The organism is bacterium (genome assembly GCA_035945995.1).
In the GTDB taxonomy this organism is placed as follows: Bacteria; Sysuimicrobiota; Sysuimicrobiia; order Sysuimicrobiales; family Segetimicrobiaceae; genus DASSJF01.
Genome location: DASYZR010000009.1, coordinates 1 through 14,012 on the forward strand (window position 1 = coordinate 1; position 14,012 = coordinate 14,012).

The following is a 14,012-nucleotide window of genomic DNA, read 5'->3' on the forward strand; positions in this document are numbered from 1 at the left end:
CCGGGCGCTGATCCGTCCTGTTCGTCTGGTAGGCTCGGCCCACGTCGTCGCGGCCGTCAATCGCGGGCGGGTCGTGCGGCCCGATCCACCATGAAGCGGACGGCATCGTTCATATTGTCAACCTGCGTCAGTTATTGTCAACGTCATTGTCAGCCGGTAACGCTTGCGGCTCGTAAGACGTTGGCGTCCGACGGGGCGGGCCTAGGGGCGGCGCACGCGGGTCACGAACTCTCCGGACGGCACACGGGAGGGACGCTATCCATGGCCACGACCCGAAAGCGCACGCCGCCCGCCGGCCAGCCGGCTCCCCCACCCCCGACGGGGAGCGACGAGGGGCTTTCGCAAGGCGGTCTCGCCGGCATCGCGGCCGCGCAGGCCGAGTGGGAGTCGACCGACGTCCGGCAGGGGGCCGAGCGGGCACCCGAGCGGCGGGCACAGTTTGAAACGCTCTCCGGCCTGCCGGTGAAGCGGCTCTACGGCCCGGCCGACGTCGCGGGACTCGATTACCTCGACGAGCTCGGGTTCCCCGGCCGGTATCCCTATGCGCGGGGCCCCTACCCGACGATGTACCGCTCGCGCCCGTGGACGATGCGGCAGATCGCCGGGTACGGCACCGGCCGCGACACGAACGCTCGGCTCAAGTACCTCATCGGCCAGGGGCAGACCGGAATCTCGATCGATTTCGACATGCCGACGCTGATGGGCTACGACTCCGACGATCCCCGCGCCCGCGGCGAGGTAGGACGCGAAGGGGTGGCCGTCGACACGCTCGACGACCTCGCCGATATCCTGGACGGCATCGACATCGGCGCGATCAGCGTCTCGATGACGATCAATCCCACGGCGTGGATCCTGTTCGCGATGTACCTGGCGCTCGCCGAGCGGTGGGGCGTGCCGCGCCACGCGCTCGCCGGCACCGTGCAGGCCGACATCCTCAAGGAATACATCGCGCAGAAAGAGTGGATCTACCCGATCCCGGCGGCGATGCGGATCGTCCGCGATCTCATCATCTACAGCGTGGAGCACCTTCCCCACTACAACCCCATCAACATCAGCGGCTACCATATCCGTGAAGCCGGCGCGACCGCGGTGCAGGAGGCGGCGTTCACCCTGGCCAACGGCATCGCCTACGTCGAGGAGGTCCGCCGGACGGGGCTGGCGGTCGACGACTTTGCGCCGCGCCTCGCCTTCTACTTCATCGCGGAGCGGGACTTCTTCGAGGAAATCGCCAAGTTTCGGGCGGCGCGGCGGGTGTGGGCCCGCATCATGCGCGACCGGTTCGGCGCGCGGAAACCGGAGTCGATGCGCCTCAGGTTTCACTGTCAGACCGCCGGCTCCAGCCTCACGGCCCCGGAGCCCCTCAACAACATCGCGCGCACCGCGCTGCAGGCGCTCTCCGCGGTGCTCGGCGGGGCCCAGAGCCTGCACACCAACGGCATGGACGAGGCGCTCGCGATCCCATCCGAGCTGGCGATGAAAACGGCGCTGCGGACCCAACAGATCATTCTCGATGAGTCGCGGGCGGCGAATACGGTCGATCCGATGGCCGGCGGGTACTTCACGGAGGCCCTCACCGGCGAGATCGCGGCCGGCATCTGGGCGTATCTCGGGCGGATCGAGGACCTCGGCGGCGCGGTCGCCGCGGCGCAACAGAACTTCTTCCAGACCGAGCTGGCCGACACCGCATACCGCTATCATCAGCAGAAGGAGCGCGGCGAACTGACCGTCGTCGGCGTGAACAAGTATCTCGACCCGGCGGGCGGCGGCGACGTCCCCTTCGCCCTGCACGCCGTGGATCCGGACGTCGAGGCGCGGCAGCGGGAGCGCCTGGCGCGCGTGAAGCACCTGCGCGACGGCGGGGCGGTGGCGCGGTGCCTGGGCGCGCTGGCCGAAGCCGCCCGCGGCGACCGAAACCTCATCCCGCCGACGATCGACGCCGTCCGGGCGCACGCCACGCTCGGCGAGATCGTGCAGGCGCTCCGCGACGTCTTCGGCACGTACGTCGAACACCCGGTGTTCTGAGCCCGGCGTGACGACTCCGCAGCGCGTTCGGGTGCTGATGGCGAAAGTGGGGCTCGACGGCCACGACCGCGGCGTGAAGGTCGTGGCCCGGGCGCTGCGGGACGCCGGGTTCGAAGTCGTCTACACCGGCCTGCACCGGACGCCGGAGGAGGTGGCGGTCGCCGCGGTCCAGGAGGACGTGGACGTGATCGGCGTGAGCATCCTTTCCGGCGCGCATATGGCGCTGGTCCCGCCGCTGCTCGCGTCGCTCTCCGCCCGCGACGCGGCGGACATCCGCGTCCTCATCGGCGGCGTGATCCCCGCAGCCGACCGCGCGCGGCTCTGCGAGCTCGGCGTGGCCGCCGTCTTCGACCAGGACGCAACGACCGACGCGATCATCGACTGGATCCGGCGGCACGCGCGCGGGGCCCCCGGATGAGCCGCGACGCCGGCGCATCCCGCCGGCTAGTCCCCTCTGGGGGCGCCGCCGGCCTGCCCCCGTCCAGGGGCTGGCCGCCGGTCTACGACGACGACTACCTGCCGGACCCCGGGGCGCGGTACTGGTTTCCGGACCGCGAGACGATGCCGCCGGCCGAGCGCGACGCGCTGATTACGGTCAGGCTGCGGGCGATCGTCCGCTGGGCCTGGGATCGCTCGCCGTTCTACCGGGAGAAGTGGACCCAGGCCGGCGTGCACCCGGATCACCTCCGGCGGCTTGAGGACCTCCACCGCTTCCCGGTCGTGACGAAGGCCGAGTTGCGGGCGGAGCAGGCCGCGCATCCCCCCGCCGGACGGTACCTGTGCGTCGACCGCGCGGACGTCGCCCGCGTGCACGGGACCTCCGGCACCACCGGCAAACCGACGGTCTTTCTGATCGGCCGCGACGATTGGCGGCGCATCGCGAACGCGCACGCCCGCGTGATGTGGGGGATGGGCCTCCGGCCCGGCGATACCCTCTTCATCGCGTCGTTCTTCAGCCTCTACATCGGCAGCTGGGGGGCGCTCGCGGGCGGGGAACGGCTGCGCGCAGCGTGCTTCCCCTTCGGCGCCGGGCAGCCGGGGCAGACGCTCATGGCCGTGCGATGGCTGCGCGAGACCAGGCCGGCCGCGTTCTACGGCACCCCGTCCTACGCGCTGCACCTGGCCGAAGTCGCCGCCTCGGAGCACGTCGACCCGGGCGAGTTCGGGCTGCGCGTGATGTTCTTCTCCGGCGAGCCCGGCGCCGGCGTCCCCGCGACGCGGCGGAAGATCGAGCAGATCTTCGGCGCGGCGTGCCTCGACACCGGCAGCATGGCCGAGATGACGCCGTGGATGAGCAACGGCGAGTGCGCGTCCCGCTCCGGGATGCACCTCTGGCAGGACATCGTGTACTGCGAAGTCTGCGACCCGCGGACCCACCGGCCGGTCCCCTACGGCGGCGAGGGCACCCCCGTTTACACGCACCTCGAGCGGACATCCCAGCCGATGATCCGCCTCGTCTCCGGGGACCTGACCCGCTGGACCGACGAGCCGTGCGACTGCGGCCGCACGTATCCGCGGCTGCCGCGCGGCATCTACGGACGCCTCGACGACATGTGCGTCATCCGGGGCGCCAACATCTACCCGAGCGCCATCGAAGACGCGCTGCGCGCGATCGACGGATTCGGCGGGGAGTTCCAGATGGTGATCAGCCGCGACCGCGCGATGGACGAACTCGTCGTGCGGGCCGAATACAGCCCGGATGTCGCGCACCGGGCAGCCGGCGCCCCGGGCATCCTCGGCGCCCTGCGGGACCGCATGACGGCGCGGCTGACGGCGGTCCTCGGCATCCGGCCGATCGTCCGGTGCGAGCCGCCCGGGACGTTGCCGCGCACCGAGTTCAAAGCGCGGCGCGTGGTCGACAACCGCTCGCTGTACGAGGAGACCGTCGCCGCCGCGGGAACCGACCGGTCATGATGCGCGACGCGCGGGGGGCGGAGGCCGGGAATCACCGGAGCCTCGGCCGCCTCATCAGCCGGATCGAAAACAATCCGGCCGCCGCGGGCCCGATCGTCGCGGACCTCTGGAGCCGGACCGGCCGCGCCCGGCGCGTCGGGATTACCGGGCCGCCCGGGGTGGGCAAGAGCACGCTCGCCGACCACCTCATTACGGCGGCGCGGGGCGACGGGCTCACGGTCGCCGTCATCGCCGTCGATCCGTCCAGCCCGTTTTCCGGCGGCGCGATTCTCGGCGACCGCGTGCGGATGCTGCGGCACAGCGGCGATTCGGGCGTGTACATCCGGAGCATGGCGGCGCGCGCGCACCTCGGCGGGCTCGCCGCCGCGACCCGGGACGTCGCCTACGTGCTCGAGGCGTTCGGGTTCGATCTCATCCTGGTGGAGACCGTGGGCGTCGGCCAGAGCGAACTCGAGATCATGGGCCTCGCGGACACGGTCGTCGTCGTCACGGCCCCCGGGCTCGGGGACGCCGTGCAGACGCTCAAGGCCGGCATCCTTGAGATCGCGGACGTGCTCGTCGTCAATAAGGCGGACCGGCCGGGGGCCCGGGAGACCGCGATGCAGCTGCGCGAGATGCGCAGGCTCGTGCCGTCCCACGAGGCGTGGGACGTCCCCATCCTCGAGACGGCGGCCGCCACGGGCGCCGGCACCGCCGAGCTGTGGGACGCCATTCGCCGGCACGGCGAATATTTGATCGAGTCCGGCGAGCTCGGGGCCCGCCGCGAGCGGCGCGCCGAACGCGAAGTGCTCGAGCTCGTCGAAGCCGCGCTCGCCTCGCGCGTCCGCGACACGCTTCACGGCCGCGGCGGCCCCGCCGAAATCCTCGCCCGGGCACGGCGGCGCGAAGCCGACCCGCATTCGGCCGCGAAGGCGATCCTCGACCGGCTGGTCCCCCCCGGGAACTCATGACGGCGGCCTATCCGGAGGCGGCCCCCGGGATCAACACGGTGGATCTCCGAGAGCGCGGCCTGCCCCACCTGACGTCCGGCTACCTGATCAGGGCGCCGCGGCCGGCACTCGTCGATACGGGGGGCGCGCGGAGCGTGCCGGTCTGGCTCGACGCCCTGGCCGCCCTCGGCGTCCGGCCGGCCGACATCGCCTACGTCATCGTGACGCACGTTCACCTCGACCACGCCGGCGGGACCGGTCACATCCTGTTGCATCTGCCCAACGCCCGTGTCGTGGCGCACCCGCGGGGCAGCCGGCATCTCGTCGATCCAAGCCGGCTCATCGCCGGGGCCCGCGCCGTCTTTGGGCTGCACCTCGAGACGTATTTCGGCGTGCCGGAGCCGGTACCGGAATCGCGGCTCCTCGCCGTCGAAGACGGTACCCGGCTCGATCTCGGCGGCGGCCACGTGCTGCGCTTCATCGACGCGCCGGGCCATGCCCGCCACCAGCACATGATCCTGGACGCCGGCGCGGACGCGCTGTTGTCCGGCGACGAACTCGGCGAGCGCCTGCCGGACGTCGCCGACGATTACGTCATGGCGGACACCGCGCCCAATCAGTTCGATCCGGAGGCGATGCTGCGGTCGGCAGAGCGCCTCCGCGAGCTGCGGCCTCGGGCCATCCTCTTCTCGCACTTCGGCCGCTATCCACGGTCCTACGACGCCCTCTCCGAGCGGCTCCTCCACGAGGTGCCCGTGATCGCGGCGTTCGGCCGGACCGACGGACGCCGCGCGACGCCGGACGAGATCACCGCGGCCCTCACCCGGCACGTCCGAGCCGATCTCGCACGGCGCGGGATCGGCTGGACGGCGGAGATCCGCGGCCTGCTCGAGGAGCGCCTCGCGATCTCGGCCCAGGGCATCGCCGACTACCACGCGCGGCGCGACGCCGGGAGTGCGTCCTAACTCGGCCGCCTACCACGTACGGCGTCAGAGCGCCCAGTACAGACCGGCGATCCGCCGCACCTCCCGCGCGCGCTCGCGCGCGACCGAGAAGGGCGCCTCCCGCAGCTCCGCTTCCGGCTCCCGCAGCTCTGACGCCACGCCGGTCAGGCCCGAGAGCGATGCCGCCACCGAGTACGACAGCCCGTCGAGATCGTAGCCCCCTTCGAGCACCGCCGCGATCGGAATCGTCCCCGCGGCCTCGCGCACCTGCGCCGCCAGCCGGCCGAAGCCGGCGGCGGTGAGCAGCATGCCGCCGAGCGGGTCGGCGTGGTGTGCGTCGAAGCCGGCCGAGATCAGCACCAGTCCCGGGGCGACGGCGCGGAGCAACGGCAGCACGACTTCCTCCCAGAGGTACGCGTACCCGCCGTCGCCGATCCCGGCCGGCAGCGGGATGTTCACCGTGGCCCCTTCGCCGGGACCCTCGCCCGTCTCCGCGACGGCTCCCGTGCCCGGGTACCAGTCCTCCTGATGGAGCGAACAGAAGACGACGCGCGGATCGTGGTAGAACGCCTCCTGCGTCCCGTTGCCGTGGTGCACGTCCCAGTCCAGGATGAAGACGCGCGTGAGGCCGTGCCGGTCGATCGCGTGACGCGCCGCGAGCGCCACGTTGTTGAACAGGCAGAAGCCCATGCCGGCGTTGGGCCGGGCGTGGTGTCCCGGGGGACGAACGAGCGCCATCGCGACGGGCGCCTCGCCCCGGAGCACGGCATCGACCGCGTCCAGGGCGCCGCCCGCGGCGAGCCGCGCCACCGCGTAGGACGGCGGGCTCACGGGGGTGTCGGGATCGAGCGCGCCGCCGCCGGAGGCGGCAAGGTCCCGCACGCGGGCGATGTACGAGCGCGTGTGCACGGACGCGAGCACGTCATCGATGACCGGCTCGGGTGTCCGGCGCGGGAGCATGTCCCACAGCGGCGTCCGCTGCAATCGGGATTCGATCGCCTGAAGCCGCGCCGGCCGTTCGGGATGACCGGGCGAGGTCAGATGGCGGCGGTAGTCCGGATGGACGACCAGCACGCCGAGGACCGCGTCGGCACCGGGGGTCACGGTCGCGACGTCGGCCCGCCGGCGCCGAGTGTGGCAGCCTCCCGCAGTCTCGCGATCGCCGCGGCGACGCCGTCGGGCGCCCCGAACACCGCGGTGCCGGCGACGAGCACGGTGGCGCCGGCCTCCACCACCGAGGCCGCCGTCTCCGGACCGATGCCGCCGTCGACCGCGATCTCGAACTCCAGGCCGCGCTCGCGGCGCCACGCCGCGAGCGCGGCCACCTTCGCCGCCATGCCCGGAATGAACGGCTGTCCGCCGGCACCCGGCTCCACCGTCATCACCAGCACCGTGGCGACCTGCGGCAGGACCCAAGCGGCCTGTTCAGGCGGCGTGGCCGGGTTCAACGCCACGCCGGGCCGCACGCCGAGCGCGGCAATGCGGCGCACGGTGTCATAGAGGTGGGGACAGGTCTCGACGTGCACCGTAATCGCGCCCGCGCCGGCGCGGGCGAAGGCCTCGAGGTGCCGCTCCGGCTCGACGACCATGAGGTGCACGTCGGCCGGCCGCTCTGTGGCCCGGCAGACGACGCGGACCGCGGCCGGGCCCACCGTGATCTCCGGGACGAACCGCCCGTCCATCACATCGACGTGGATCAGATCCGCGCCGCCCCGCGCGGCCGCGCGGACCTCGTCGGCCAGCCGGCCGAAGTCGGCCGCGAGGATCGAAGGGGCGACCTTGATGGGCCCGCGGGGACCGCTCAGGGCCGGATCTCCTGAATCAGCCGGCTGTCGATGTAGACCTGCACAATCGTATACCCCTGCCCGACGACTTGGCGGTCCACGTTCTCGCCGGGATGATGGGTCCCCTCGTACACGACGCGCACCCCCTGCTGGTCGATGACGACAATGCGGACGAGCTGCCGCGCCGGACCCTCCGGCACGATGATGTGCAGATGCGTCTGCCGCCGGTCGCCGCCGGACCCCGGGGTCCCGGTCACGATCGGCTGCGGCGGCGCCCCGCCGCTGTCGGTGGGCCGCACGGCGATCGTGACGGCGACGGCGTCGCCGTGGGCGATCTGTGTTCCCGCCGGCGGCGTCATCGCGAGCACCAGCCCCGGGGGGACGTCGTCGCGGGGCACCTGCGTCACCTGGCGCAGCGTCACGCCGAGATCTTCGAGACGCCGCCGCGCATCGTCGAGCGACTGGCCCACGAGGTTGGGCAGCACGATCGCCTGCTGTCCCTTGCTGACCGTGACGTTGACCGGCGTGCCGCGCGCCACCGACGCCCCGGGGGCGGGATCCTGCACCACGACAAACCCCGACGGCACCGTGTCGTTGTACGCCTCGCGGATCTCCCCGACCACGAGGCGGGCCTGCTCGATCGAAAACCGCGTGTCTTCGAGCGACCGGCGGCGGACGTCCGGGACCGTGACCATCTCCGGACCAAGGCTTGTCACCACGCCCACCGCGCGGTTGACCTTCACCGGCGTTCCCGCGGACGGGTCCTGGCTGACGACGGCGCCGGTCGGCAGCGTCGCGTTGTTCACCTGCTGAATGACCTGAACGCTGAGGTGGCGGCCCCGGGCGATGGTCTCCGCCTCGACCAGGCTCCGGCCGACCAGATCGGGCACGGCCACCTCGGGCACATTCAGGTACGCGTTGAGCGCATGCCAGCCCCAGGCGATGCCGCCGAAGGCGGCCAGCAGCACCACGGCGGCCACGAGGAGCGGCGCGGGAGGCCGCGGGGCGCGCCCCTCGCGCGGCGTCCTGCCGGCCCGGCGGTCGCCCCGCCGCACCACCGCCGTCGACTCGGCCTCGGCGGCCGTGCGCCAGTGGGCCGTGCGCCCGCGGAGGTCGTCGTGCATCTCCTGCGCCGACCGGTAGCGGCGATCGGGGTCCTTGGCGAGCGCCCGGAGAATGATCCCCTCGAGGTCGCGCCCCAGGCGCGCGCCGTCCCGCCGCGGCAGCGGCGGCGGGTCGTGCATGTGGCGGAGCGCGATCGCGATCGGGGTGTCGGCCTCGAAGGGCAGCGCCCCGGTCGCCGCTTCATAGAGCACCACGCCGAGCGAATACAGATCCGCCCGCCAGCCGACGCCCAGCCCGCGCGCCTGTTCGGGGGAGATGTACTGGACCGAGCCGAGCACGGTCCCGGTCTCCGTGATCCCCGCCGCCGTGAGCGCCCGGGCGATGCCGAAGTCCGCGACCTTCAGTTGTCCGTCCGGGGTCAAGAGGATGTTCTGCGGCTTGATGTCACGGTGCACGATGCCCATCCGGTGCGCGTACTCGAGCACCTCACACACCTGTGCGCCGATCGCCCGCACGCGCGCCTCGTCCAGGGCGCCGGTGCGGTGCAGGTACGTCTTGAGGTTCTCGCCGTCGACGTACTCCATCACGATGAAACGGACGTCGCCGTCCCGGCCGTGGTCGAAGATACGGACCATGCGGGGATGCGACAGCCGCTCCGCCGCCTCCGCCTCACGTTCGAAGCGCGCCACGAACTCGGCGTTGTGCGCGTACTGCTCCCGGAGAATCTTGATTGCCACCGGCAGCCCGTCCTCGAGGCGGCAGCCGCGATACACACGCGCCATGCCGCCTTCGGCGATGAGCCCCTGCACCTCGTAGCGGCCCGCCAGCCGCCGCGCGATCATGGGTGGAGTCCGGCGGCGCTCTGCGCCGCGAGCGCCGCCGCCAGGACCTGTCGGGCGAGGGGCGCCGCCACCTGGCCGCCGACGCCGCCGTTCTCCACGATCACGGACAGCGCCACCGTCGGCCGCGCCGCCGGCGCAAATGCGATGAACCAGGCGTGGGTCGCTCCGTGCGGGTTTTCCGCGGTGCCGGTCTTGCCGGCTACGGTCACGCCCGGGATCTGCGCGGCCGTGCCCGTGCCGGTCTGCACCACCTGCGTCATCGCCTGCGTCAACTGGAGCGCGAGGGCCGCCGGCATGACCTCGCGGCTTCCGCGCTGCGCGAACGTTTCGCGGATGCGGCCGTCCGGTCCGCGGATCTGCGAGACCAGAAACGGCTGCATCATGATCCCGCTGTTCCCCACGGCGGCGGCCACGAGCGCCATTTGCAGCGGAGTCACGAGGAGGCTGCCCTGCCCGAAGGAGATCTGCGCGAGCCCGCGGCGGCCGAGGTCCCGGAGCGGCGGTACTGCGCCCGCGGACGTGGGGAGGTCGAACCGCACCGGCCGGCCGAGTCCAAAGGCGCCCGCCGCCGCGACGATCGGCGCGGCGCCCGTGCGCCATCCGATCTGCACGAACGCGGTGTTGCAGGACGCCACAAACGCCTGCAGCACCGAGATCTGTCCAAACTGCTCGTGTTCGAAGTTGTGGATGGCCGCGCCGCCGACGTCGATCGCCTCCGGACAGTCCACCGCGTCGCTGAGTTGCACCCGACCGCTGCCGAGGGCCGCCGTCAACGTCACCGTCTTGAACGACGATCCGGGCGGGTACTGCCCCTGTGTCGCGCGATTGTAGAGGGGTGCGGACCGGTCGCGCGACAACGCCGCCCACTGCGCATCGACGGTGGCCGGATCGAACCCGGGATGGCTGACCAGCGCCAGCACCGCTCCGGTGCGCGGGTCGAGCACCACAACGGCCCCCTGCACATTGCCGAGCGCCCGCGCCGCGGTCTGCTGCACCGCGCTGTCCACGGTCAAGACCACGTCGTTGCCCTGCGGCGTCTGTCCCAACGCCTCCTGGAACGCCTCCCATGGGTCCGTGACCGGCAGGCCGAGCAGCGCGAGATCGTAGCGGCGTTCGATGCCGGTGAGCCCGTAGTGGCGGCTCCGGTACCCCAGCACGTGGGCGAACAGGGCGCCCTGCGGGTACCGGCGCACCTGCGCTTCTCCGGTGCCAGTCGAATCGGCGAGGACGGCCAGGCGCCGGTCCAGGATCCGTCCCCAGTGAATCCGTTCCGCGGCGAGCTCGAGCCGGGGGTTCTGCGGGGACGCGGCGAGTTGCGGGCCCCAAATCACCTGCACGCCGGCCAGATACGCCAGCAGCCCGGCGAAGAGGCCGGCAAAGAGCCGCGCGACGTTACGCGTGCGGCGCGGCATCGCGGGGCAGGCGGGCGCCGCGGTCCGAAATCGCGAGCAACAGCGCCACGGCGATGAAATTGCTCACCGCGGCGCTGCCGCCGTACGTTAGAAAGGGCGCGGGGACGCCGGTCAGCGGGATCAACCGGGTGCTGCCGGCCAGGATCACGAACGTCTGCAATCCGAGCGCCGCGCCGAGGCCCGCCCCGACGAGCGCGTCGAGCGGCCGGCCGGCGTCGATCGCCGCGCGGAACGCGCGGGTGAGAAACACCAGATAGAGCGTCACGACCATGAAGGTGCCGATCGCGCCGAGCTCTTCGCCGATCGCCGGAAAGATCATGTCGGTGTAGGACGCCGGCATGAGCTCCGGATGACCCCCGCCCAGCCCCGCGCCGAGGACGCCGCCGCTGGCGAGCCCGAACAGCCCCTGCAGGATCTGATACCCGCGCCCGGCCGCGTCCGCCCACGGATTGAGCCACACATCGACCCGCGTGCGGACGTGCGCAAACCAGTGGTAGCACAGCGCGGCGCCGCCGCCGAACGCCGCGATCCCGCCGGCGACGTAATCCGGCCGGCCGATCGCCACGTAGAGCATGACGAGAAAGGTGCCGTAGTAGAGCATGGCGAGTCCGAGGTCGCGCTGGAAGACGAGGAGCAGCAGCGCCCCCACGCAGACGAGCAGCAGCGGACCGAGGCGGCTCAGGTCCGCGCGCCAGCGCCGCGGGCCCGGCAGTGTCAGCAGCGGGCGGGCGTCGGTGAGCACGCCCGCGAAGAAGGCGACGAGCAGCAGCTTGACGATTTCGCCCGGCTCGAGCGTAAAGCCGCCGATGACGAGCCACTGCCGCGCGCCGTTGCGCTCCACGCCGACGAGGACGGTCAGCACCAGCAGCGCCAGGCCGACGAGCGCGCACACGTACGCGTACCGCCGGACCCATCGGAGATCGCCGAGGATCCCGAGGGCGACGAGGAGCGACGTCAGGCCGAGCGAAATCCACGCCGCCTGCCGCACCGCGTAGTCGGGACGGAGCCGGTAGATCATGACGAGGCCGACGGCGGACAGCGCGGCCGCCGCCGGCAGGACCAATTCGTCACCGCGGTTGTCGACCATCACGAGCGCCGCGTGGACGACCAGGAATCCCGCCAGCGCGACCACCCCGGCGATCACCGGAGTCCAAGTTTCCGCCGCGTACGCGGCCTGGTGCACCGCGACGAGCCCCAAGGCGCCGAGGCCGCCGGCCGCGGCGAGGAGACCGCGCTCGGTGTCGCGCCGCGCGCTCCAGGGCAGCGCGGCGGATGCGGGTCGAGTCGGCGTGGCCATCGTCAAGGCCGGTGGAGCAAGTCTTGCAAAAGCGCCTCCGCGTCGCCGGGATCGCGGGCGGGGATGCCCTGCAGCAGCCGCGGCCGGTACGCGGGCGCGATCTGGCCGACCGCGACCGGGGTCACGCGGACGACGCTGAACAACGGCACGCCGAGCAGACGGGCCGGCATGCCGCGCATCACCGCGACGCGGCCGCCGGTCACGCCGAGAAAGTAGGCGTGCTCGAGACGGTAGGCGCCCGCGCCGCCGGCGATGAACGCCGCCAGCGCAGCGGCGGCCAACACCCGCGCGACGCGGTCCATCCAGCGCGGGCGGACCCGCACGATGACGGCGGACGCGTTATCGGTGCCGCCCCGCGCGTTCGCCAACCCGACGAGCACCCGGCACGCCTCGCCGGCGTCGCGCGTCGTCCGGATGACCGCGGCCATTTCGTCCGTGGGCACGGCCGTGTGGAGGCCGTCGCTGGCCAGGAGCAGCGTGTCGCGGGCGCGCAGGGGAACGGCGAGCACGTCGACCTGCACGTCGGGCTCCGTCCCGAGCGCGCGCGTGAGGACGTGCCGCTGCGCGTGCCCGCCGGCCGCCGCGGGCGATAGCGTTCCGTGCCGGACGAGCTCCGCGACGACCGAGTGATCGGTGGTCAACTGGCGGATTTCGGCGCCGCGCAGGAGGTACGCCCGGCTATCGCCGACGTGCGCCAGGATCGCCGCCGGCCCCGCGACCAGCATCGCGGTGCACGTCGTCGCCATGCCGGCGCGCTCCGGCGAAGCGGCCTGCGCGTTGATGTCGGCGTTGGCCCGGCGGACGGCCAGCGCGAGCGCTTCCGACGGCGCCAGGCCGCGCTCGAGCAGCGCCGGCACTTCCCGGACGAGCGACTCGACGGCCACCGCGCTGGCCTCGCCGCCGGCGGCGTGCCCGCCGAGGCCGTCCGCGACCGCGTAGAGGGCGGTCCCGCCCACCAGGCGATCCCGGAGCAGGATCCGGTCCTGATTCGTCTCGCGGACGCGGCCGATCTCGCTCACGCCGGCGCCCCGGGCCGCGAACCCCCTCATTCGCGGTCCTCCCCGTCGGCCCAGACGGCGGACGGCAACGCCGCCACATCCCGCGCCGCGTCGATCCGCAGGCCGAGCACCACCTCGCCGATCTTCAGACGATCGCCGGCGCGCATCGCGACCGGCCGGCGCACGCGCCGGCCGTTCAACAACGTGCCGTTCGTGCTGCGAAGATCCTCCACCCAGACGCGCCCCGCGCGTTCAAAGAGCCGCGCGTGGTGCGCGGACACGTACTCGCCGGACAAGACGATCGCGCAGCCCGGGGCCCGGCCGACCGTCGCTTCGCCGGCCACCAGGAACTCCCGGCCCCGGGCCGCGACCGGAGCCTCGACGACCAGCACCGCCCGCGAGGGCGAACCGGCCGTGCGGGTCTCGAGATCGGCCAGGACCGCGCGCAGCACGCGGGCGACGAAAACGACGAGGGCGGCGAGAAAGGCATACCGGAGGACGAGGATCAGCAGCGGCGGCGTCGCGTTCACGGTGCGCCCCGGTACTCCAGCAGCGCGTTGCCGACCTGCAGGCGATCGCCGTCCTGCACCGGAGCGCGGTCGCGGCCGAGCCGCCGGCCGTTCAGCGTCGTGCCGTTGGTGCTGCCGAGATCCTCGACCGTGACCGCGCCCCCCGTCACATGGATGCGGGCGTGCGCGCGGCTGACGCTGGGATCGTCGAGGACGATGTCCTGGTCCGCCCGCCGCCCGATCGACAGCACCGGCCGGTCCAGCAGAAATTCGCGGCCCGCGGTGCCGGCGGGTCC

General features: G+C 72.7%; 13 protein-coding genes. 5 read left to right on the top strand and 8 right to left on the bottom strand.

The genetic code is table 11. The annotated features are described in order from the left end of the window. The first annotated feature begins 261 nt into the window (after positions 1-261). Genes VGZ23_00770 through VGZ23_00790 form a run of 5 tightly spaced genes read left to right on the top strand, consistent with a single transcriptional unit; the run spans position 262 to position 5,830 of the window. Positions 262-2,022: a methylmalonyl-CoA mutase family protein gene (locus VGZ23_00770; protein ID HEV2356140.1), complete on the top strand. Its 1,761-nt coding sequence runs from the start codon at positions 262-264 to the stop codon at positions 2,020-2,022. A gap of 7 nt (positions 2,023-2,029) precedes the next feature. Then, on the top strand, positions 2,030-2,440 hold the full coding sequence (locus tag VGZ23_00775; GenBank protein HEV2356141.1) for a cobalamin B12-binding domain-containing protein: 411 nt from the start codon (positions 2,030-2,032) through the stop codon (positions 2,438-2,440). Next, complete coding sequence (locus VGZ23_00780; protein ID HEV2356142.1) at positions 2,437-3,936, top strand: AMP-binding protein; 1,500 nt, start codon at positions 2,437-2,439, stop codon at positions 3,934-3,936. Before VGZ23_00775 ends, VGZ23_00780 begins: the two co-directional genes overlap by 4 nt. After that, positions 3,933-4,886 carry a methylmalonyl Co-A mutase-associated GTPase MeaB gene (gene meaB / locus VGZ23_00785; protein HEV2356143.1) on the top strand — a complete coding sequence of 318 codons (954 nt, stop codon included), beginning with the start codon at positions 3,933-3,935 and terminating at the stop codon, positions 4,884-4,886. The genes VGZ23_00780 and meaB overlap by 4 nt, the downstream gene beginning before the upstream one ends. Beyond that, entirely contained in the window at positions 4,883-5,830 is a 948-nt protein-coding gene (locus VGZ23_00790; GenBank protein ID HEV2356144.1) for an MBL fold metallo-hydrolase, read from the top strand. The genes meaB and VGZ23_00790 overlap by 4 nt, the downstream gene beginning before the upstream one ends. Before the next feature lie 24 nt (positions 5,831-5,854). On the opposite strand, the gene VGZ23_00795 is transcribed toward VGZ23_00790, so the two are convergent. The 8 genes from VGZ23_00795 to VGZ23_00830 form a co-directional block, all read right to left on the bottom strand. Then, positions 5,855-6,913 carry a histone deacetylase gene (locus VGZ23_00795; protein ID HEV2356145.1) on the bottom strand — a complete coding sequence of 353 codons (1,059 nt, stop codon included), beginning with the start codon at positions 6,911-6,913 and terminating at the stop codon, positions 5,855-5,857. Then, positions 6,910-7,614, bottom strand: coding sequence for a ribulose-phosphate 3-epimerase (gene rpe / locus VGZ23_00800; GenBank protein HEV2356146.1), 705 nt, complete (start codon positions 7,612-7,614; stop codon positions 6,910-6,912). The genes VGZ23_00795 and rpe overlap by 4 nt, the downstream gene beginning before the upstream one ends. Then, positions 7,611-9,500 carry a Stk1 family PASTA domain-containing Ser/Thr kinase gene (gene pknB / locus VGZ23_00805; protein ID HEV2356147.1) on the bottom strand — a complete coding sequence of 630 codons (1,890 nt, stop codon included), beginning with the start codon at positions 9,498-9,500 and terminating at the stop codon, positions 7,611-7,613. Before pknB ends, rpe begins: the two co-directional genes overlap by 4 nt. Beyond that, positions 9,497-10,912: a penicillin-binding transpeptidase domain-containing protein gene (locus tag VGZ23_00810; GenBank protein HEV2356148.1), complete on the bottom strand. Its 1,416-nt coding sequence runs from the start codon at positions 10,910-10,912 to the stop codon at positions 9,497-9,499. The genes pknB and VGZ23_00810 overlap by 4 nt, the downstream gene beginning before the upstream one ends. Then, positions 10,893-12,209 (bottom strand): FtsW/RodA/SpoVE family cell cycle protein, encoded by a 1,317-nt coding sequence (locus tag VGZ23_00815; GenBank protein ID HEV2356149.1) that lies wholly within the window; start codon positions 12,207-12,209, stop codon positions 10,893-10,895. Before VGZ23_00815 ends, VGZ23_00810 begins: the two co-directional genes overlap by 20 nt. A gap of 2 nt (positions 12,210-12,211) precedes the next feature. Beyond that, positions 12,212-13,258, bottom strand: a complete 1,047-nt coding sequence (locus VGZ23_00820) for a PP2C family serine/threonine-protein phosphatase (GenBank protein ID HEV2356150.1) — start codon at positions 13,256-13,258, stop codon at positions 12,212-12,214. Then, positions 13,255-13,737, bottom strand: coding sequence for an FHA domain-containing protein (locus VGZ23_00825; protein ID HEV2356151.1), 483 nt, complete (start codon positions 13,735-13,737; stop codon positions 13,255-13,257). The genes VGZ23_00820 and VGZ23_00825 overlap by 4 nt, the downstream gene beginning before the upstream one ends. Continuing rightward, positions 13,734-14,012 (bottom strand): FHA domain-containing protein (locus tag VGZ23_00830; GenBank protein HEV2356152.1); only part of this gene is annotated, 279 nt, incomplete at its 5' end. The genes VGZ23_00825 and VGZ23_00830, both read right to left, overlap by 4 nt.

Coding starts and splice junctions, on each gene's coding strand:
- VGZ23_00770 (HEV2356140.1), top strand. CDS start 262: ATGGCCACGACCCGAAAGCGCACGCCGCCCGCCGGCCAGCCGGCTCCC.
- VGZ23_00780 (HEV2356142.1), top strand. CDS start 2,437: ATGAGCCGCGACGCCGGCGCATCCCGCCGGCTAGTCCCCTCTGGGGGC.
- meaB (HEV2356143.1), top strand. CDS start 3,933: ATGATGCGCGACGCGCGGGGGGCGGAGGCCGGGAATCACCGGAGCCTC.
- VGZ23_00790 (HEV2356144.1), top strand. CDS start 4,883: ATGACGGCGGCCTATCCGGAGGCGGCCCCCGGGATCAACACGGTGGAT.
- pknB (HEV2356147.1), bottom strand. CDS start 9,500: ATGATCGCGCGGCGGCTGGCGGGCCGCTACGAGGTGCAGGGGCTCATC.
- VGZ23_00810 (HEV2356148.1), bottom strand. CDS start 10,912: ATGCCGCGCCGCACGCGTAACGTCGCGCGGCTCTTTGCCGGCCTCTTC.
- VGZ23_00815 (HEV2356149.1), bottom strand. CDS start 12,209: ATGGCCACGCCGACTCGACCCGCATCCGCCGCGCTGCCCTGGAGCGCG.
- VGZ23_00820 (HEV2356150.1), bottom strand. CDS start 13,258: ATGAGGGGGTTCGCGGCCCGGGGCGCCGGCGTGAGCGAGATCGGCCGC.